The following is a 20,281-nucleotide window of genomic DNA, read 5'->3' on the forward strand; positions in this document are numbered from 1 at the left end:
TGGGAGAAAAGTCCGGTGGTGCGCGGATACCCGTGCCGCGCGTCGCCAAACCACATCGGGCAGGATTCGTGCCATGTCCTTGCGCCTGCACGCCCCGGTGGTCCTGCCCTGCGATCCGACCTGCAGCGTCCTGCGGGACGCGGTGGTCGACCTCTCCGACGAAGGCCGCATCACGCACACCGGTCCGGCCGCCACCGCACCCGCCTTCGACGGCGAGGTCCGGAAGCTGACCGGCATCCTCATGCCCGGCCTGGTCAACACCCACGCCCACAGCCCCATGACCGTGCTCCGCGGCCTCGGCGGCGACCTGCCGCTGCTGCGCTGGCTGCGCGAGGCCATGTGGCCCGCCGAAGCGAAGATGACGCCGCGGGACAGCGGCGCCGGGATGCTCCTCGGCGCGATCGAGATGCTGCGCAACGGCGTCACCACCAGCGCCGAGATGTACTTCCACGGCGAGAACCTGGTCGAGTCCGTGCTGGCCGCGGGTTCCAGGGCCGTGGTGGGCCTCGCCATCCTCGACCTGCCCGGCATGCCGTGGCGCCCGATGGCCGACGCGGTCGACAAGTGGATCGACGCCGACGGCCTCCGCTTCGGCCCCGGTGACCGCGTCGAACTCGGCTACGGCCCCCACTCCGCGTACATGCTGTCCCCGGAGGCGCTGGGCGAGATCGCCGCCGCCGCCCGGTCCCGCGGCGCGCTCACGCAGATCCACGTCGCCGAGGCGCCGAACGAGGACGAGGCCCAGCGCGCCTCGCACGGCTCCGTGCCGCGGCTGCTGGAGCAGGCCGGTGTCCTGCGGGGCCGCGTCCTGTCCGCGCACTCCGTCCACCTCTCGCCGGAGGACATCGCCATCTACGCGGCCAACGGCGTCGGCGTGGCCCACTGCCCCGGCTCGAACACCAAGCTCGCCTCCGGCATCGCGCCCCTGCGGGCGTACCTGGACGCGGGTGTCGCCGTCGGCCTCGGCACCGACGGTCCGGCCAGCAACGACGACCTCGACCTGTTCGAGGAAGCCCGCCTGGCGGCGCTGCTGGCCAGGGTCTCGGCGATGGACGCGTCCGTGGTCCGCGCGGCCGACGCCCTGCTCCTCGCCACCCGCGGCGGCGCGGCGGCGCTCGGCCGCGACGACATCGGCGTGCTCGAAGCGGGCCGCTGGGCCGACGTCGTGCACATCGACGTCGACGACCCGGCGTTCGCCACCGGCGTGGACGCCCCGGACGACCAACTGCTGGCCAACCTCGTGTGGGCGTCCGGTTCGCGGCGGGTGCTGGACGTGTGGGTCGCGGGCGAGCAGGTCGTCGCGGGCGGCGAGAACACGCGGGTGGACCGCTCGGAGGCCCAGGCGGCGGTCGGCGCGGTGTCGGCACGGCTGCGGGCGTAGTCCTTCGTCAACTCCTGTGCGACACCCGCGCCCCGGCCGGACAGGTACCGGTCGCAGGGCGGACGAAGGGGTGCCACGAGCGGTGATGAAGATCCAGAGCGGCGTTCCCGCGCTGCCGCGGGCAGCACGGCGCACTCTGGTAGGTCGGAGGCCCTTCGACGCGCGTCGAAGGGCCTCCGCTCGTCAGTGCGCGCGCGGCCGGACGACGATCTCGGTGAGGTGCGCGTCCGGGCCCGCGAGGACGGCGGCGGCGACCGCGCGGCCCACGGAGTCGGCCTCCAGGTAGAACCGCGGCTCGTACTCGCCGCCCTCCTGGGCGCGGACGTCGCGCTGCATGTCGGTGTCGACCCGGCCGGGGTGGACGGACGTGACGCGGATGCCGTGCTCGCGCTCCTCCTCCGCGCGCAGGGAGTCGCCGAAGGCGCGGAGGGCGTGCTTGCTGGCCGCGTAGGCGCCCCAGTTCGGGTGGGCGTGCAGGCCCGCGCCGGAGTTGATCAGGACCACCTGGCCGCTGGTGGCGCGCAGCGCGGGGAGCAGGAGCCTGGTCAGCTCGGCCACGGCGAAGAGGTTGAGGTCGAACGTGCGGCGCCACAGGTCCGGCGGGGAGTCGACGACGTGCCCCAGCTCGGTGACCCCCGCGCTGTGCACCAGCACGTCGAGGCGCCCGATGGACGGGACGGCCTCGGCCAGCGCGGCGTGGTCGGTGATGTCGACCTGCCACGGGCGGGCGTTGGGGAGCGAGGCCGCCAACGCCCCGAGGGCGTCGGCGTCACGTCCGCCCAGGAGGAGTTCGTGGGTGTCGGACAGGGAGCGGGCGATGGCCGCGCCGATGCCGCGTGAGGCGCCGGTGATCAAAGCGACAGGAGACATCCCTGAACCCTAGGGTCAGGTGGGTGGACACCGAACCGCGCTCCCGCGTCGTGCGGAAGGTCGCGCTGCGACTCGTTCCGTACCTGTGCCTGCTGTACTTCGTGAACTACCTGGACCGGGTGAACATCGGGTTCGCCGGACCGAACGGGATGCGTGAGGAGCTCCAGCTCACGGCGACCGCCTTCGGGTTCGCGTCGGGCATCTTCTTCGTCGGCTACCTGCTGCTGGAGGTGCCGAGCAACCTGGCACTGCACCGGTTCGGGGCGCGGCGGTGGATCGCGCGGATCATGGTCACCTGGGGCGTGCTGGCGACCGCGATGGCGTTCGTGCCGAACGGGTCCGTGCTGATCCTGCTGCGGTTCCTGCTCGGCGTGGCCGAGGCGGGGTTCTTCCCCGGCATCATCCTGTACCTGACGTACTGGTTCCCGGCGTCGGAGCGGGCGCGGGTGGTCGCCCTGTTCATGGCGGCCGTGCCGATCTCGTCGGCGTTGGGCGCGACCACGTCGGGTCTGCTGATCGAGGCGGGCGACGGGTGGCTCGGGCTGTCCGGCTGGCGGGTGATGTTCCTGGTCGAGGGCCTGCCCGCGCTGGTGCTGGCCGTGGTCACGTGGTTCTACCTGACGGACCGGCCGTCGGACGCGAAGTGGCTGACGGCCGACGAGCGGCGGTGGCTGGCCCGTGAACTGCTGGAGGAGCAGCAGCGCACGGAGGCCGAGCACCACTGGCCGTTGCGGAAGGCGCTGACGCACCCGCGGATCCTGGCGCTGGCGTTCGTGTACTTCGGCGTCGTCTACGGCCTGTACACGCTGGGGTTCTTCCTGCCGACGATCATCGCGGGCTTCGAGCAGCAGTTCGGCACGACGATGTCGGTGGTGGAACGCGGGCTGGTGAACGCGATCCCGTACGCGATCGGCGCCGTCGTGATGGTGCTGTGGGCGCGGCACGGCGACCGGACCGGTGAGCGGACGTGGCACGTGGCGCTGCCGGTGCTGGTCGGCGGGGTGGCGATCCCGATCGCGCTCCACCTGGGCAACCCGGTCGCGGCGATGGTCGCGGTGACCGTGTGCGCGGTGGGGGTGTGCGCGGCGCTGCCGACGTTCTGGGCGCTGCCGTCGAGCTTCCTGACCGGCGCGGCCGCGGCGGGCGGGATCGCGCTGATCAACTCGCTGGGCAACGTCAGCGGGTTCGTCGGCCCGTACGTGACGGGCTGGCTGCACGACCTGACCGGCACGCAGCGCGCCGGGCTGTGGGTGGTCGGGGTCTGCATGGTGACGGCCGCGCTGGTCGTCCTGCGGCTCGGTCGAGCCGCGGGACGACCGGCGGATCAGGCCGACTCGTAGAAGGTGCAGAGGGCGGTGTAGGGCACGGACACCTGGGCGTCGGGCTCGCACGTGCCTGCCGGGGCGACGCCGCCCTCGGTGTTCAGCCGCTGCACGTAGGTCGCGCCGCCGAGCAGGCCGTCGCCGCGCACGGCCTTGGCCTTGAGCAGCAGCTCCGGGATCGCGCCCGGCCGGTCTACCTCGGCGCCGTCGACCGCGGCGGCCTCGACCGCACTCCCGTCCACGGTGGACACCCGCACCGGGCCGCGCGAGTGCGGCACGACGGGCTCGGCGTCCTCGTCGGCGACCCTGACGTCCTGCTTCTCCGCAGCCGGGGAGGAGGACGGGGCGCGCTCGTCGCCGCACGCCGACGTCACGCCCGCCAGCGCGAGGGCTCCGAGGGTCGGACCGATGAGCTGGACACGCTTCACCGTGCACTCCTGGGGGATGGCCGTTGGGGGGGAACCGGCTGTCCGCGGTGCAGCCACCCGTGACACGGGCGGTCGTTCGGCGTGGTTCAACCGAGGTGTGTGGCCGCGGGCGCAGGGGTCCGCGGCCACCGTCTCGAACGGACTCAGCCGCAGATGCGGCCGTTGTCCTTCTTCCACGCCACCACGACGGACGGGCGCGGCTGGCTGGTGCCGCCGTCCGGCCAGTGCGACAGCGGGTTGTCGGCGCTGGCGCCGGTGATCTCACCGGGGTGCTGCACCGAGACGAGGATGAACCGGTCGTTGATCACCGGACCGCAGGTCTCCGCCCCCTTGGGCACCGTCAGGAACTGCTTGACCCGCCCGCGGTAGCGCCCCTCGACCGGCACGGCGAACAGGCCGTCGTTGGAGCCCAGCGCGTTGCCGTCGGTGGAGATCCACAGGTTGCCGCTGCTGTCGAACGCCACGTTGTCCGGGCACGAGATGGGGCTGACCTGCGTCTTGTCGTAGCCGCCGAAGTAGGTGTCGGCCGTCGCGGGGTCGCCGCAGACCAGCAGGAGCGTCCAGCGGAACGTGGTCGCGGTCGCGTCGCCGCGGTTCTCCTCCCACTCCAGGACGTGACCGTTGCGGTTGCCGACCCTCGGGTTGATCTCGGTGCCCGCCTCCTTGCCCGGCTTGCCGCGGTCGGTGTTGTTGGTCAGCGCCGCGTACACCTTGCCGGTGCGCGGGCTGGCCTCGATGTCCTCGGGGCGGTCCATCTTGGTGGCGCCGACCTTGTCCGCGGCGAGCCGCGTGAAGACGTACACCTCCTCGGCGGTGAAGCCGTCCACGAACGACCGGTCGCCGCTGACCAGCTTGAGCCACTCGCCGGTGCCGTCGAAGTGGCCGTCGGCGGGGAGCTTGCCGGTGCCGTCGATCTCGGCTGCCGGGCTGTTGCCGCTGAACCGCGCCACGTACAGCGTGCCGTCGGAGAGCAGCTTCTTGTTCTGCTCGCGGGCCCGGCGGCTGTCGCCCTTCACGATCCTGTTCTTCGACACGTACTTGTAGATGTAGTCGAAGCGCTCGTCGTCGCCCATGTACGCCACGACCCGGCCGTCCTTCGCGACCCGGATGGTGCAGCCCTCGTGCTTGAACCGGCCGAGCGCGGTGTGCTTGACCGGCGCGGAGTCCTTCTCGTGCGGGTCGATCTCGACGATCCAGCCGTGCCGGTTGAACTCGTTGGGCTCCTGCGCGAGGTCGAAGCGCTTGTCGAACCGCTCCCACTTGCGCTCGGTCGTCGCGCCGGGCAGGCCGTAGCGGCTGGCGCGGGCCTTGGCGACCGGGTCGGTGATCGCGGCGCCACCGGCGAAGTAGCCGTTGAAGTTCTCCTCGCCGGACAGGATCGTGCCCCACGGCGTCACGCCGCCCGCGCAGTTGCCGAACGTGCCGAGCACGCGCTTGCCGGTCGGGTCGGTCGACGTCCTCAGGTACTCGCTGCCCGCCGCCGGACCATCGACCGCGAACGGCGTGGTGGCGGTGATGCGGCGGTTGTACTTGCGGTCCAGCTTCGGCACGAGCTTGCCGCTGCGGTGGTCCTGCTCGACCACGACGACGGAGAAGCCGTGCCCGGCCCACCCGATCCTGACCTGCGCCTCGGTGGGGTTCTCGGGGTCGTAGCCCTTGTGCAGGAACGGTTCCGTCGTGTACTCGTGGTTGCTGCCCATGAGCCAGCGGTTCCAGCCGTCGAGCGGGACCAGGCCGCAGAAGTCGTTGTTGTAGCCGAACTGCATGGCCTGCGCCTCGGGCGTCTGGTTGTCGAAGTCGAACGCGGGCGCGCCCGGCACGACCGGGTCGCCCCAGCGGATCACGACGGCGGACTCGTAGCCCTCGGGCGTGACGATCCGGTCCTCGGTGTTCGGCGCGACGGCGGTGAAGTTCAGGCCGTCCTTGCGACGGCCGCCGCCCAGGTCGGCGTCGATCGTGACGTCCGGGGCTGCGGCAGCGGCGGTGCCGGTGCCGAGAGCGGTCGCACCGGCGCCCGCCACCGCGAGGACGGCACCCGCCTTGAGCACGCCGCGACGGCTGACGGCCTCGCGGACGACGTCGCCGAAGTAGGTGTTGTCCGAGGTGTTCGGGGCGTCGTGCGCGCAGGCGTTGGCGCAGCGGTAGAGGCAGGTCGTCTCCGACCGCCCCAGCGGGTGGTTGGGCAGCAGCAGGGGGAGCAGGCGACGAGCCCGATCGGCGGGTGCGGACACGCGGACCTCCGTGGTGGATCGGTGGGAACCGGCCGACCGTAGGAGGACAAGCGGATGTCCAGCGGACATCGAGGTGAACGCAGGACGAACACCCGCCGATCAGGGCACGTCAGGACCCGATCTCGTCCGGCTGGCGCCGCCCCTGCTTCCACACCGCGACCACGGACGGCCTCGGCTGGCTCGTGCCGCCGTCCGGCCAGTGCGACGCCGGGTTGTCCGCCGTCGCCCCGTCCACCTCACCGGGGTGCTGCACGCACACCGTCACCACCCGCTCGGTGATGACCGGCCCGCACGTCTCCGCACCGCGCGGCACCGTGAGGAACTGCTTGAGGTGACCGCGATGCGGCCCCGACACCGGGACGCCGAACAGGCCGTCGTTGTTGCCGTTGAGGGCGGCGCCCGAGTCGCTGGAGATCCACAGGTTGCCGTGCGGGTCGAACGCGACGTTGTCCGGGCTGGAGATCGGCGACACCTGGTCCTTCGGGAAGCCCGCGAAGTAGGTGTCCGGCGCGGCCGGGTCGCCGCACACCAGGAACAGGTTCCAGGAGAACGACAGCGCGAGCGCGTCGCCCCGTCGTTCGGTCAGCTCCAGCACCTGGCCGTGCTTGTTGAGCACGCGCGGGTTCGGCTCGGTCGCGCCCTCCTTGCTGTCGGGCTTGCCGCGGTCGACGTTGTTGCTCAGCGCGCAGTAGACGACACCGGTCTTCGGGTGCGCCTGGATGTCCTCTGGCCGGTCCATCTTCGTCGCGCCGACCTCGTCGCCCGCGAGCCTGGTGAACACGTAGACCTCCTCGGCGGTCATGCCGGGGACGAACGACCTGTTCCCCGAGGCCAGGGGGATCCACTCGCCGGAACCGTCGAAGTTCCCGTCGGACGGGAGCGTGCCGGTGCCGTCGATCTCGGCGGGCGGGCTGTCGCCGGTGAAGCGGCCGACGTAGAGCGTGCCGTCGTCGAGCAGCGTCATGTTGTGGCGCCGCGCGGCCCTGCTGTCGCCCTTGCGCATCCTGCCGTTGGAGATGAACTTGTAGATGTACTCGAACCGCTCGTCGTCACCGGAGTACGCGACGACCCGGCCGTCGTCGGCGACGCGGATGTTGGCGCACTCGTGCTTGAAGCGGCCGAGCGCGGTGTGCTTGACCGGTGTGGAGTCCGGGTCGTTCGGGTCGAGTTCGACGACCCAGCCGAACCTGTTGACCTCGTTGGGCTCCTGCGCCAGGTCGAACCGCTTGTCGAACCGCTCCCACTTGCGCGTGGTGGCCGTCCCGGTGACGCCGTAGCGGGTCAGCCTGGGGTCGTTGCGGCCGGCCGCGTTGCCGAAGTACTGGTTGAAGTTCTCCTCGCCGGACAGGATCGTGCCCCACGGGGTCACGCCGCCCGCGCAGTTGTTCAGCGTGCCGAGCACGCGCTTGCCCGTCGGGTCGACCGAGGTCTTGAGCAGGTCGCTGCCCGCGGCCGGCCCGCGCACCTCGAACGGCGTGGTCATGGTGAACCGGCGGTTGTACCGGCTGAACGACGGCGTGAGCTTGCCGGAGAACGGGGTCCGCTTCACCATCACGACGGACAGGCCGTGCGCCGCCCACGCGATGCGGACCTGCTCCTCGGTCGGGTCGTCCGCGCTGTAGCCGCGGAACATCATCGGCTCGGTCGTGTACTCGTGGTTGGTCACCAGCAGGTTGACCAGCCCGAGCGGGTCCTGCGGCAGCAGCGCGGCGAAGTCGCAGTTGAAGCCGAACCGCTTCTCCTGGAGGGCCGCGGTCTGGTTGTCGAAGTCGAACTCCGGCACGCCGGGGAACAGCGGGTCGCCCCACCGGATCACGACGTGCTGCTGGTAGCCCTCGGGCACCACCACCGCGTCGAGCTGGTTCGGCGCGACCGGCGTGAAGTCGAGGCCGCGCGGGGCCTTCCCGCCGCCGCGGGCGGCCTGGGCCTGGTCGGTGGTGGACGGGTCGGCGGGGTCGGCGGCGGCGACGGCCGGCAGGCCCGTCCCGACGCCGAACGCGACGACCGCGCCCGCCCTGATCGCGGTCCGCCTGGAGATGAGCTGCTGGACCACGTCGCCGAGGTAGCTGTTGCCGGACGTGTTCGGCACGTCGTGGAAGCACGCGTCGCCGCACCGGTATTCGCACGTCAACGCGGCGCGGTTGCTCGCGTGGTTGGACAGCAGGGGTAGGTGTCGCACTCGAACGCCTCCTACGATCAGTCCTGAGAACCCACTGACCGTAAGTCGTCGTTCACCTTTTGTTAACCGACTGCTTCGTCCCCGACGAGAACGGCTTCGGCGGGCAGCACGTGGACGTCCGGCCGCGGCCCACCGATCGACAGGAGTCCGGCGGCGACCGCGCACAGCACGGCGGCGGCGACGAACGGCGCGTGCGGCGAGCCGAACCACTCTGCGACGTGGCCGACGAGCGTCGCGGCGGCGGCACCGCCGAGCCAGCGCAGGAAGTTGTAGCCCGCGCTCGCGACCGGGCGCGGAGCAGGGCTGATGCTCATCGCGGTGCCGGTGAACAGGGTGTTGAGCAGGCCGGACACGACACCGCTGAGGATCACGGCGACGACCAGCACGGTCTTGTCGTCCACGCTCATCACGAGCATCAGCGCGGCGAAGCCGATCACCGCCAGCACCGTCGCGCGGCGCTCGCCGAACCGGGCCGCCAGGCGCGGGGCCAGCACGACACCCGCGACGGCGACGCAGAGGCCCCAGCCGAAGAACACGAGTCCGATCTGGACGGCGCCCCAGCGCAGCACGAACGGCGACCAGGCCAGGACCGTGAAGAACGCGGCGGTGTACAGCGCGGCACCGGCCGACGTGCGGAACAGGCCACCGTGCCGCAGCGCCCGCAGCGGGTCGAGCAGGCCGACCCCCGCGCGCTGCTCGGCGGCGTCGGACGGCAGCATCGTCGCGCACAGCACCAGGGCGACGGCCATCAGCGCGGCCGTGCCGAAGAACGGGCCGCGCCACGAGATGCCGCCCAGCAGCGCGCCGAGCAGCGGTCCGACCGACAGGCCGATGCCGAGCGCGGCCTCGTACAGCAGGATCGCGCCCTTCTGCCCGCCCGAGGCGGCGCCGACGATCACCGAGAGCGCGGTCGCGATGAAGAACGCGTTGCCGAGCCCCCAGACCGCCCGCAGGCCGACCAGCTGGCCGATCGACCCGGCCAGCGCGCACGCCAGCGTGGCCACGACGATCAGCACCAGGCCGGTCAGGACGGTGCGCTTGGCGCCGAAGCGGGCGGCCATCGTGCCGGTGAAGAGCATCGCCAGCACCTGCACGCCCAGGTACGACGAGAAGAGGAGGGTCACCTGGGAAGGCGTGGCGTGCAGGCCTTCTGCGATGGACAGCAGGATCGGGTCGACCAGGCCGATGCCCATGAAGGCGATCACCGCGGCGAACGCGGTGATCCACACCGTGCGGGGCTGGCCCTTGACCGCATCGAGGAGTTTCGGGTGTTCGCTCACGTTTAGCCATGCTAACTTATTTCGCTTCGCTAACCTAAGTACATTGGCTCACAGGTACGGTCTGGACCGTGGAAGCAGTGGTTTTCGACCTCGACGGCGTACTCGTGGACTCCGAACGCATGTGGGACGAGGTGCGACAGGCGTTCGCCGCCACCCACGGAGGGACGTGGCTGGCCGACTCGACACGGGCCATGCAGGGCATGAGCACCCCCGAGTGGGCCTCCTACCTGGTGGACGAGGTGGGCGTGCGGCTCTCACCGGAGGCCACCGCCGAGGGCGTCGTCGACGAGATGGCCGCCCGCTACGCCCAGGGCCCACCGGTCATCGAGGGCGCGGTCGACGCCGTGCGCGCCGTCGCGGCCCGCTGCCCCGTGGCCATCGCCAGCTCGTCCCCACCCGTCCTGATCAGGGCGTTCCTCGAAGCGACCGGCCTGTCCAGCCTGGTGCCCGTCGCACTGTCCAGCGAGCAGACCGGCGCGGGCAAACCGGCCCCCGACGTCTACCTGGCCGCCGCCCGCGAGCTGGGCGTGGACGCGACGACGTGCGCCGCCGTGGAGGACTCCACGAACGGCCTGCGCGCCGCCCTCGCCGCGGGCATGACCGTCTACGCCATCCCCAACCCGCACTTCCCACCGGACCCGGCGGTGCTGGCGACCGTGACGGTGGTCGACTCCATCACGGCCCTGCCGGACGCGCTCCGCTGACCGTTGTTCCACGTGGAACCAACACGCGGGTGACCTGACCAGCCCCAACGACCAGCAGACGCGAATTTCGAACGCGCGTTCGATAGGATGCCGCAGTGGTGGACCGACGTGAACACGCAGCCCTGCTGCTGGCGCTCCGCGCGAGCGGCAGGCCGTGGGCCGACGTCACCAGGGTCGTCGAAGAGGCCGGGTCGGCCTTGTCCGTGCTGGAGAACCTGCTGACACCGGATCAACCGGCCCTGGACCAGGCCGAGTGGGATCCGACCGCGGCGCTCGACGCGGCGGAGCAGGAGATCGAGGGCTGGCAGGCGGAAGGCATCCGGCTGACCACCGTGCTGGACGACGACTACCCGTTGCAGTTGCTGATGGTGCACCAGCGGCCGCCGCTGCTCACCTACCGGGGACAGTTGGATCCGATCGACCAGCACGCGGTGGCCGTGGTGGGCAGCCGCGCGGCGACCTCCCGCGGGCTCGCCATCACCAGGGAGGTCGCCACCCTCCTGACCAAACAGGACATCACCGTGCTCAGCGGCCTGGCGGCCGGTGTCGACACGGCTGCGCACCGTGCGGTGCTCGACGCGGGCGGGCGGACCGTGGCGGTCGTGGGCACGGGGTTGCGCCACTGCTACCCGGCCTCGAACGTCGAACTTCAGACCGGGGTGGAACGAACAGGGGCGGTGATCTCGCAGTTCCTGCCCGACGTCGGACCCGCGAAGCGCAACTTCCCGATGCGCAACGCGGTGATGAGCGGGTGCGGTGTCGCCACGGTGGTCGTCGAGGCCGGGGAGCACAGCGGAACCCGGATCCAGGCCCGGCTGGCCCTCGAGCACGGCAGGCACCTGTTCCTGATGCCGGAGGTCGCGACCGGGACGACGTGGGGTCGCGACATGGCCACGCGCCCGAACACCACGGTCCTGACCGGTCCGGACCACCTGGTGGAGGCGGTCGCCGAGCTCACGGCCGACGTGTCCGAACTGGTGCAGTTCTGACAGTGGTGAACACGGTCACGCGGCTGTCCGAGCCGTACGAGAACTTCCTGCTGCGACCACCGAGCGCCGGACCCGGCGTGTGCGCCACGTGCTGGCGCGACGTGGCGTCCGGGACGCACTGCGACCGCTGCCGCGAGCACGTGGCCGCGGCGCCCCACCTGCTCGCCGACGTGGTCGTGCCGATAGCGCTCGCCGTCAGCGGGAAGCAGTTCGCCGACGAACTGGGCCAGTACAAGAACTCCCGGCGCCACGACGTGCGGAGGAGGCTCGGCCTCGGATTGGCCGCGGTCGCCGAGCGGTTCACCGCGACGCACGAGACCTGTCTGGCGGGAGCGGGGCGGTTCGACATCGTCACCACGGTCCCCAGCGCGAGGGGACGTGCTCCCCACCCGCTGGCCACCATCGTCGGCAGGACCATGAGCACCACCAGGGAGCGGTACCGCGCCCTGCTCGAACCCGGTTCGAGGACCGCGGCCGGTCGAACGTTCGCGGTAGACCGGTTCACCTGCTCGGAGCCCCTGTCGGGACGGCGCGTCCTCCTCGTGGACGACACCTGGACCACGGGCGCCAGCGCCCAGTCGGCAGCCGCCGCGCTGAGGCTGGCGGGCGCGAGCACGGTGGCCACCCTCGTGCTCGGCAGGCGGTTCGACGTGGAGTTCCAGCCGGAGCTCTCCGCGCGCTACCTGGCGAGGGCGGGCGCGCGCCGGTTCGACTGGGAGACCTGCTGCCTGTGCCAGGAACCCTCGGGGTGGCCCAACGCCTAACCTCCCCACCATGACTGATCGAGTTGCGGTGGTGACCGGTGCGGCACAGGGCATGGGGCGGCGGATCGCCGAGGTGCTCGGGGCCGAGGGGTACGCGGTGGTCGGGTTCGACCTCCAGGAGACCGACGGCGGGGTGGCGGGCGACGTGGCGTCGGCCGCCGACGTGACGCGGCTGGTGGAGCACGTGCGGGACCGCCACGGCCGGGTCGACGTGCTGGTCAACAACGCGGGCATCGCGGGCATCACCCCCTTCGAGGACACGTCCCCGGAGGTGTGGCAGCGGATCATGGAGGTCAACCTCACCGGCCCGTTCCTGCTCAGCCAGGCGTTCGGCCGGATGATGCTCGCCCGGAACGAGGGGTCCATCGTCAACATCGCCTCGGTCGCGGGGCTGAGCGGCGTGGCCGACCGCGCCGCCTACAACACCAGCAAGCACGGTCTGATCGGCATGACCAGGACCCTCGCCGTGGAGTGGGGCGGCAGGGGGGTGCGGGTCAACGCGGTGTGCCCCGGCTGGGTCAAGACGGAGATGGACGTCGAGTCCCAGGCCGGTGGCCACTACGTCGACCAGGACATCACCGACCACGTCCCCGCGGGCCGGTTCGCGGTGCCGGACGACATCGCCCAGGCCGTCGCGTTCCTCGCCGACCCCACCCGCAGCGGTTTCATCAACGGCGTGGCACTGCCGGTCGACGGCGGCTGGACGGCCGACGGGTCGTGGCAGTCGCTGCGGCTGTCGAAGCGCTAGACGCCCTGCCAGGGCGTGCACACCTCGTACCGGCGCGCGCTCACGAGCGTCCACCCGGCGGCGCACGCGCGCACGGCCCGCGTGTCCGGGCCGATCCGGCCCGTCCCGCTGACCGCGGTCAGCTCGCCGGTGCCGGACGTGGTCTTCTCGGCCATCGTGATCGGCTCCGGCCACTGGTCCCGGCGCTGCTGCACGGACACCGTGAGCCACGCGGTCGCGGTCGGGGTGGCCGAGAGGAACCGGCCGCTGGCGTAGAAGTCCTTGTCGGTCAACGACAGCACCTCGACGCACAGCTCGTTCTTGTCCGACGTCGGCGGCTCCAGGCACGTCGGCGCGGCGGCGGCGGTGGCGGTCGGCGTGAACAGGCCGGTCAGGAACACGGCCACCAGCATTGGCTTCAGCATGAGAAGAACCCCCTGCGCCGCAGGTTAACGACCCGCGGCGCAGGGGGTGTACGGAAGACGTGCGACTAGCGCTCGGCGTCGCCGCGGATGAACGCCTCCACGGCGAGGTGCGCCTCGGAGTCCGAGTACTGCTCCGGCGGCGACTTCATGAAGTACGAGGACGCCGACAGGATCGGGCCGCCGATGCCCCGGTCCAGAGCGATCTTCGCGGCGCGCACGGCGTCGATGATGATGCCCGCCGAGTTCGGCGAGTCCCACACCTCCAGCTTGTACTCCAGGTTCAGCGGCACGTCGCCGAAGGCGCGCCCCTCGAGCCGGACGTAGGCCCACTTGCGGTCGTCGAGCCACGCCACGTAGTCCGACGGACCGATGTGGACGTTGCGCTTGCCGAGGTCGCGGTCCACCTGGGACGTGACGGCCTGCGTCTTGGAGACCTTCTTGGACTCCAGGCGCTCCAGTTCCTTCATGTTGAGGAAGTCCATGTTGCCGCCCACGTTGAGCTGCATGGTGCGGTCCAGCTGGACACCGCGGTCCTCGAAGAGCTTCGCCAGCACGCGGTGCGTGATGGTGGCGCCGACCTGGGACTTGATGTCGTCGCCGACGATCGGCACGCCCGCGGCGCGGAACTTCTCGGCCCACACCGGGTCGGAGGCGATGAACACGGGCAGCGCGTTGACGAACGCCACACCGGCGTCGATCGCGCACTGCGCGTAGAAGCGGTCCGCGTCCTCGGAACCCACGGGCAGGTACGCGACCAGCACGTCCGCCTCGGTGTCGCGCAGCACCTGGACGACGTCGACCGGCGCCTCGTCGGACTCCTCGATGGTCTCGCGGTAGAACCGGCCGAGACCGTCGTAGGTGTGGCCGCGCAGCACGGGTACACCGAGCGGCGGGACGTCGGCGATCTTGATCGTGTTGTTCTCGCTCGCGCCGATCGCCTCGGACAGGTCGCTGCCGACCTTCTTGGCGTCCACGTCGAACGCGGCCACGAACTCGATGTCGCGCACGTGGTAGTCGCCGAACTGGACGTGCATCAGCCCTGGCACCTTGGCGGACGGGTCGGCGTCCCGGTAGTACTGGACCCCCTGCACCAACGAAGCCGCGCAGTTGCCAACCCCGACGATGGCCACCCGAACAGTGCGGCGTTGTGCGCCCATGCCGAGTCCTCCTTTTGGTTCTGCTGTGGTTGTGCCCCTGATGGCGGCGGTCACTCTTCGGTCTTCCGCTGTTCGGCCTGCTCGTGGGCGATGAGCTCGTTGAGCCACCGCACCTCGCGCTCGGTCGTGTCCAGCCCCATGCGGTGCAGCTCGCGGGTGTAGCGGTCGATCCGGTCGCTCGCGCTGCCCAACGTGGTGCGCAAGCCCTCCCGGCGCTCCTCCACCCGCCTGCGCCTGCCCTCCAGGATCCGCATCCTGATCTCGGCGGGCGTGCGGGAGAAGAAGGCCAGGTGGACACCGAACGAGTCGTCGTCCCACGTCTGCGGTCCCGCGTCGACCAAGAGCTCGGCGAACCGCTCCTTGCCCTCAGCGGTGATCCGGTAGACCTTCTTGGCCCGTCGGCCCCAGGCCCGCACGTCTTCCTCCGGCGCCTCTTCGACGATGAGGTGGGCGCGTTGCAGACGCCCCAACGTCGGGTACAGCGTGCCGTAGGAGAACGCCCGGAAGGCCCCCAGCAGTTCGTGCAGGCGCTTCCGGAGTTCGTAGCCGTGCATGGGTGCCTCGTGCAGCAGGCCGAGGATGGCGAAGTCCAGCACGAGTCACCTCCCTACCTGAGCCCCGATGGGTGAACTCAGTATATCGGCCCGATACATCTGCGCCTCCTGTTGAGTGTGTGCTGTGGCACACCGTGATATCGGATTCACCGACGCTGCCCTGAACGGACCACCGGTGGCGGGCGGTCGCCACGTACTCTTGTCGCGTGGTGACCCAACGACAGGTCGTGGACTACGCGTTGCAGCGCCGTGCGCTGCTCGCCGACGTGCACTCGGGCCGGGTGGGTACCATGGAGGTCTGCGATGCGAGTCCATACCTACTCCGAGCTGCGAAGTTCCACGGTCAGCCGAGCGACGTCACGTGCCCGGTGTGCCGCAAGGAACCGCTGACTCTGGTGTCCTGGGTCTACGGCGAAGAGCTCAAGCACGCCGCCGGTTCCGCGAGGACCGCGGACGAGCTCGGACGGATGTCGAACCTCTACGAGGAATTCACCGTGTACGTCGTGGAAGTCTGCCGCACATGTAGTTGGAACCACCTGGTGCAGTCATACGTCCTGGGGACGCGTGGTCTGAAAACTCAGAAGCCACGCCGGAGGACCGCGGCGGAGTGAACCCGCTCCGTCCGCTGATCGCCGTAACCGAACACCTGCGGTGTGTGACCACCGAACCGCGCACGCGCGTGCGCCGGTCTGGGAGGGCCTTTTCGTGAACGACCAGCATGACGACAGGCAACGTGGCGGCGAGCCGCAGTGGCCGACCGGGGACGACCCGGACGGCGGCGCGGCGGGCAGGCGTCACGGTGCCCAGGATCAGCCGGATGATCGAACCGGCGCTCGGAACCCGTCGCACGGCGAGAACCGGCCCCCCCGACCGGGCACACCGCCCGGCGGTTTCCCGCGCCCCCCGCAGGGCGCCGTTCCCCCCCGTCCCGGCGGGCGCCCCGGCACGCCGCCCGGTGACTTCCCCCGCCCGCAGCAGGGCCCACCGCCCGGTGCCATGAACCAGGGCCCGCCGCCGCGCGGTCCCCAGGGCGGCCCCGGCGGCCGTCCTCCGCTGCCTCCCCCCGGCGGTCCCCGCAGGCCCCCCGTGCCACCCGGCGCGGGCGGGCCCGGTGGTCGTCCCCCCATGCCCCCCGGCGGTCCGGGCGGTCCCCGCCCCGGTGGCCCCGGTGGTCGTCCCGGCGGCCCCGGCCAGCCCCCGCCGCCCACCAACAAGCCCGACGAGCTGACGGACCTGCTCCAGCCCGTCCAGCCCTCGGTGAAGCGCGAACCCGACCTGCTCACGCACCGGGAACCCGACGAGCCCGCGATCTTCTACGGCGACGAGTCCCTCGAGGAGGACTACGACGACGAGGAGGAGCTGACGGACGAGGAGGAGCGCCGCTTGCGCAAGAAGCGGATCTGGCGGCGCGTCCGCCGCATCTCCTACGTGGCGGCCGGCCTGATGGTCCTGACCCCGGTCGTCGCCTTCGCCATCGCCTACCAGGTCGTCGACGTCCCCGACCCCGCCGTGGTCGCCGAGGGCCAGCAGAAGGCCGTCACGATCTACTACGCGGACGACTCCGAGATGACGAAGATCGCGCCCCAGGGCGCGAACCGCGAACTGCTGGCGGTGGACGACCCCGCGCTGACCGAGGACGTGAAGCACGCCATCTTCGCGGCCGAGGACGCCACCTTCGAGACGAACCCCGGCTTCGACACCAAGGCCATCGCCCGCGCCGTGTGGATCCAGGTCACCGGCGGTGAGAGCGGTGGTTCCGGTCTGACCCAGCAGTACGTCAAGAAGGCGACCGAGAACGAGGCGCCCACGCTCTCCAGGAAGTTCACCGAGGTCGTCAAGGCCTACAAGATGAGCAACCAGAAGGGCAAGAGCGAGATCCTCGCGGCGTACCTGAACACGATCTACCAGGGACGTTCGGCGTTCGGCATCAAGGCCGCCGCGAAGATGTACTACAACAAGGAGGTCCAGGACCTCACCGCGTCCGAGGCCGCCCTGATCGCGGGCATGATCCAGAACCCCAGCCGGTCCGAGGAGGAGGCATACCCGGTCAGCCGCTGGAAGTTCGTGATGGGTCAGATGCTCGAGAAGAACTGGATCACCCAGGAGTACTACGACTCCCAGACCTTCCCGAAGCCCGTGCCGCTGGCCGACGTCCAGCAGAACGCGCTGGAGGGTCCCCCCGCCCACATCCAGGCCCAGGTCGAGGCCGAGATGGCGAGCGCGGGCATCGACATGACGATGGAGAAGGCCCTCAAACTCGGCATCAAGGTCTACACGACCATCGACCCCAAGATGCAGCAGTCCGCCGACACCGCGGTCAAGGAGGTCATGGAGGGCCAGCCGGACAACCTGCGCTACTCGCTGACCGCCATCGACCCCGGCACCGGCGCGGTGCGGGCCTACTGGGCGGGCAACGACGGCTTCGGCATCGACTACAACAAGGGCACGCTCCAGGAGCCGGGCTCCTCGTTCAAGCCGTTCGACCTGGTCGCAGCGCTCCAGCAGGGTGAGGGCGTCGGCGAGGTCTACGACGGCAGTTCACCGCGGAAGTTCCCCGGTCGTGAGAACAACCCGGTCAAGAACGCCGCCGGTGTCGCCTGCAACGTCCCCAAGCAGTGCAGCGTCCGCGAGGCGATGGTCAAGTCGGTGAACACCGTGTTCTACGACATGGCCGTCAACAAGGTGGGCACCGGGAAGGTCGCCGAGGCCGCGTTCCAGGCCGGCATCCCCGAGGAGGTCTCGATCGCGGGCGGCGAACCGCAGAAGCTCCTGGCGGGCGAGAACGGCGACGGCCCCGACGGCAACATCTCCATCGGCGGTGGCAAGACCCTCGTGCGCCCGTTCGACATGACGTCGGCGTACGCGACCTTCGCGGCCAGGGGCACCTACCACGAGCCGTACTTCATCACGAAGATCGAGGGCCCGGACGGGAAGCTGCTGCACCAGCACGCCGACAAGTCCCGGTCCGCGTTCGACCCCGACCCCGCGAAGAGCGAGCAGATCGCGGACAACGTCACCGACGTGCTGAAGGACATCCCGAAGGCCTCCCCGCGCACCACCTGCGCGGGCGGCCGGGAGTGCGCGGGCAAGACCGGCACGCACGAGCTCGACGGCGTCGACAACTCGAAGGCCTGGATGGTCGGTTACGTGCCGACCCTCGCGGCGGGCGTCTACATGGGCACCGAGGCGGGCAACGTCGCCCTCCGCAACTCCCAGGACGACCCGATCTTCGGTTCGGGCCTGCCCGGCCAGATCTGGAAGAGGTTCATGGACCTGGCGCTGGACGGCGTGCCGAACGTCCAGTTCCCGAAGGCCAAGATGATCGGCCAGTCGGAGCCCCCGAGGCCGTCGCCCCCGCCCGCCCCGTCCACCACGACGACCACCCCGACCACCACCGAGCCGCCGCCGACGTCCGAGACGTCGGAGACCTCGACGACCTCCCAGACGCCGTCGTCCGGCAGGCCGCCGGGCTGCCTGCCCGGCTTCTGCCCGCCCAGCGGCACCAGCACGTCGACGCAGACGAACGGCGCCGGACCCGGCGGGGGTGGCAGGGACCCCGACGATCCCTGATCCAGCGCGATGACGATGGGCCCGACGCACCGCGTCGGGCCCATCGTCGTCTGCGGACCCGCCGCGGGCAGTCGGCGCGAGTTGACCCCGACGTGATCAGGCAACCCGTAGCATCCGGCGGGTGTCCAGCCCATCGGATGTCCAGAACTCCAACGCAGACGACACGGACTCGCTCGGTCCGGACGAGCGGGTCCTGCCCACGTGGACGGAGCCGCTGGCGAAACAGGCCAGCAAGCCGTTCGGCGGCCCGGTCGGCCGCCACGCCTCGATCGGGCGGCACTGGTTCTGGACGCCGCTGCGGGTCGTGCTCCTGCTCACCGTCGTGACGCTGTCGCTGGCGTGGTTGCAGAAGTCGCCGTGCATCCAGCAGTACGTCGACGAGAAGGGGCAGGTGCAGCTCGACTGGCGGGGGAGCCGCCAGTTCGTGGCGCTCTGCTACTCCGACGTCGTGCCGCTGTACACGGCCGAGCGGATGGACCAGCCCGGCACGTTCCCGTACCGGACGTCGTGGATCGACGACGAGGGCAAGCCGACGGCGCACGTCCGGTACATGGAGTACCCCGTGCTGACGGGCCTGTTCCAGTGGGTGAACGCGCGGATGGCGCAGGGGTGGATCACCCTGGCGCAGTCGGGCTGGCTGCCCGCGCCGATGACGGTGATCGTCTACTTCAACCTGACCGCGTTCTGGCTCGCGCTGGCGTGGCTGGCGACGGCGTGGGCGGTCGCCAGGCTGGCCAGGCGGCGGGTGTGGGACGCGGCGGTCGTGGCGCTCTCACCGCTGGTGGTGGTGCACGCGTTCACGAACTTCGACACGATCGCGGCGGCGTTCGCGACGACCGGGATGCTGGCCTGGGCGCGGAAGAAACCGGTGCTCGCGGGCGTGCTGCTCGGGCTGGGCGGCGCGGCGAAGCTGTACCCGCTGTTCCTGCTGGGGCCGCTGCTGATCCTGTGCTGGCGGTCGGACCGGGTGCGCGAGGGCATGACGACGGTGGCGACGACGCTGGCGACGTGGGCCGCGGTGAACCTGCCGATCGCGCTGCTCTACCGGCCGGGGTGGCAGGAGTTCTTCCGGCTGAACGCCGAGCGCGGCGTCGACCCGGACTCGCTGTACAACGTGGTGGCGCAGTGGACGGGCTGGCAGGGCTTCGACCCCGGACTGGTGCAGGGCCAGGTGCCGGAGGTGTTGAACACGGTGAGCGCCGTGCTGTTCGTGCTCTGCTGCGCGGCCGTCGGGTTCATCGGGCTGTCCGCGCCGACGAGACCCCGGCTGGCGCAGCTCGCGTTCCTGGTGGTGGCGGCGTTCCTGCTGACCAACAAGGTGTGGAGCCCGCAGTACTCGCTGTGGCTGGTGCCGCTGGCGGTGCTGGCGATCCCGCGCTGGAAGCTGCTGTTCGCGTGGATGGCGGTCGACGCGCTGGTGTGGGTGCCGCGGATGTACTTCTACCTCGGCACCGACCACAAGGGACTGCCGATCGACTGGTTCCTCGGCACGGTGCTGCTGCGCGACGCCTTCGTGGTCCTGCTGTGCGTGCTGATCGTGCGGGAGGTCTACCGGCCGTCGCTCGACCTGGTCCGCCGGGCCGGTGAGGACGACCCGGCGGGCGGGTTCCTGGACGGGGCTCCGGACCGGAGGGTGCTGAAATTGCCGAAGGCGCGGGAACCCGCGCACCAGGCGAGGGTCTGACCACGCCGCTCGGCCC

The 20,281-nt window shown here is 71.0% G+C and carries 17 protein-coding genes; 9 read left to right on the forward strand and 8 right to left on the reverse strand.

What is annotated here, in order from left to right; translation table 11 throughout:
* Positions 1 to 73 precede the first annotated feature (73 nt).
* Positions 74 to 1,381 carry an amidohydrolase family protein gene (locus AC156L_RS22960; protein ID WP_330876040.1) on the forward strand — a complete coding sequence of 436 codons (1,308 nt, stop codon included), beginning with the start codon at positions 74 to 76 and terminating at the stop codon, positions 1,379 to 1,381.
* A gap of 183 nt (positions 1,382 to 1,564) precedes the next feature.
* On the opposite strand, the gene AC156L_RS22965 is transcribed toward AC156L_RS22960, so the two are convergent.
* Positions 1,565 to 2,251 (reverse strand): SDR family oxidoreductase, encoded by a 687-nt coding sequence (locus AC156L_RS22965; protein ID WP_330876041.1) that lies wholly within the window; start codon positions 2,249 to 2,251, stop codon positions 1,565 to 1,567.
* Between the two features lie 23 nt (positions 2,252 to 2,274).
* Between AC156L_RS22965 and AC156L_RS22970 the strand changes: the two genes are divergently transcribed.
* Positions 2,275 to 3,591, forward strand: a complete 1,317-nt coding sequence (locus tag AC156L_RS22970) for an MFS transporter (RefSeq protein WP_330876042.1) — start codon at positions 2,275 to 2,277, stop codon at positions 3,589 to 3,591.
* Here AC156L_RS22970 and AC156L_RS22975 read toward each other — a convergent pair.
* From AC156L_RS22975 to AC156L_RS22990, 4 genes are all read right to left on the reverse strand, one after another.
* Positions 3,576 to 4,001 (reverse strand): DUF3455 domain-containing protein, encoded by a 426-nt coding sequence (locus AC156L_RS22975; RefSeq protein ID WP_330876043.1) that lies wholly within the window; start codon positions 3,999 to 4,001, stop codon positions 3,576 to 3,578. The two genes, AC156L_RS22970 and AC156L_RS22975, sit on opposite strands and share 16 nt — an antisense overlap.
* A gap of 143 nt (positions 4,002 to 4,144) precedes the next feature.
* Positions 4,145 to 6,232 carry a PhoX family protein gene (locus AC156L_RS22980; protein WP_330876044.1) on the reverse strand — a complete coding sequence of 696 codons (2,088 nt, stop codon included), beginning with the start codon at positions 6,230 to 6,232 and terminating at the stop codon, positions 4,145 to 4,147.
* Between the two features lie 109 nt (positions 6,233 to 6,341).
* Entirely contained in the window at positions 6,342 to 8,411 is a 2,070-nt protein-coding gene (locus tag AC156L_RS22985) for a PhoX family protein (protein WP_330876045.1), read from the reverse strand.
* A 62-nt stretch (positions 8,412 to 8,473) separates the two neighbouring features.
* Positions 8,474 to 9,691, reverse strand: a complete 1,218-nt coding sequence (locus AC156L_RS22990; RefSeq protein WP_330876046.1) for an MFS transporter — start codon at positions 9,689 to 9,691, stop codon at positions 8,474 to 8,476.
* Positions 9,692 to 9,759: 68 nt separating this feature from the next.
* Between AC156L_RS22990 and AC156L_RS22995 the strand changes: the two genes are divergently transcribed.
* The 4 genes from AC156L_RS22995 (at position 9,760) to AC156L_RS23010 (ending at position 12,896) form a co-directional block, all read left to right on the forward strand.
* Positions 9,760 to 10,395 carry an HAD family hydrolase gene (locus AC156L_RS22995; RefSeq protein WP_330876047.1) on the forward strand — a complete coding sequence of 212 codons (636 nt, stop codon included), beginning with the start codon at positions 9,760 to 9,762 and terminating at the stop codon, positions 10,393 to 10,395.
* Positions 10,396 to 10,493: 98 nt separating this feature from the next.
* On the forward strand, positions 10,494 to 11,384 hold the full coding sequence (locus AC156L_RS23000; RefSeq protein ID WP_330876048.1) for a DNA-processing protein DprA: 891 nt from the start codon (positions 10,494 to 10,496) through the stop codon (positions 11,382 to 11,384).
* Positions 11,385 to 11,386: 2 nt separating this feature from the next.
* Positions 11,387 to 12,148, forward strand: a complete 762-nt coding sequence (locus tag AC156L_RS23005; protein WP_330876049.1) for a hypothetical protein — start codon at positions 11,387 to 11,389, stop codon at positions 12,146 to 12,148.
* Between the two features lie 10 nt (positions 12,149 to 12,158).
* Positions 12,159 to 12,896 (forward strand): SDR family NAD(P)-dependent oxidoreductase, encoded by a 738-nt coding sequence (locus AC156L_RS23010; RefSeq protein ID WP_330876050.1) that lies wholly within the window; start codon positions 12,159 to 12,161, stop codon positions 12,894 to 12,896.
* Here the strand turns inward: AC156L_RS23010 and AC156L_RS23015 are convergent.
* The 3 genes from AC156L_RS23015 to AC156L_RS23025 form a co-directional block, all read right to left on the reverse strand.
* Complete coding sequence (locus AC156L_RS23015) at positions 12,893 to 13,300, reverse strand: hypothetical protein (RefSeq protein WP_330876051.1); 408 nt, start codon at positions 13,298 to 13,300, stop codon at positions 12,893 to 12,895. The genes AC156L_RS23010 and AC156L_RS23015 overlap by 4 nt on opposite strands.
* 65 nt (positions 13,301 to 13,365) lie before the next feature.
* Positions 13,366 to 14,457, reverse strand: a complete 1,092-nt coding sequence (locus AC156L_RS23020; RefSeq protein ID WP_330876052.1) for an inositol-3-phosphate synthase — start codon at positions 14,455 to 14,457, stop codon at positions 13,366 to 13,368.
* 50 nt (positions 14,458 to 14,507) lie between these two features.
* Positions 14,508 to 15,053 (reverse strand): PadR family transcriptional regulator, encoded by a 546-nt coding sequence (locus tag AC156L_RS23025; RefSeq protein WP_330876053.1) that lies wholly within the window; start codon positions 15,051 to 15,053, stop codon positions 14,508 to 14,510.
* Positions 15,054 to 15,217: 164 nt separating this feature from the next.
* On the opposite strand from AC156L_RS23025, the gene AC156L_RS23030 reads away from it, so the two are divergent.
* The 3 genes from AC156L_RS23030 (at position 15,218) to AC156L_RS23040 (ending at position 20,265) form a co-directional block, all read left to right on the forward strand.
* Positions 15,218 to 15,622 carry a DUF5318 domain-containing protein gene (locus AC156L_RS23030; RefSeq protein WP_330876054.1) on the forward strand — a complete coding sequence of 135 codons (405 nt, stop codon included), beginning with the start codon at positions 15,218 to 15,220 and terminating at the stop codon, positions 15,620 to 15,622.
* A 514-nt stretch (positions 15,623 to 16,136) separates the two neighbouring features.
* Entirely contained in the window at positions 16,137 to 18,581 is a 2,445-nt protein-coding gene (locus AC156L_RS23035) for a transglycosylase domain-containing protein (protein WP_330876055.1), read from the forward strand.
* Between the two features lie 121 nt (positions 18,582 to 18,702).
* Positions 18,703 to 20,265 (forward strand): glycosyltransferase family 87 protein, encoded by a 1,563-nt coding sequence (locus tag AC156L_RS23040; RefSeq protein WP_330876056.1) that lies wholly within the window; start codon positions 18,703 to 18,705, stop codon positions 20,263 to 20,265.
* Positions 20,266 to 20,281 lie beyond the last annotated feature (16 nt).

The organism is Umezawaea sp., assembly GCF_057122925.1.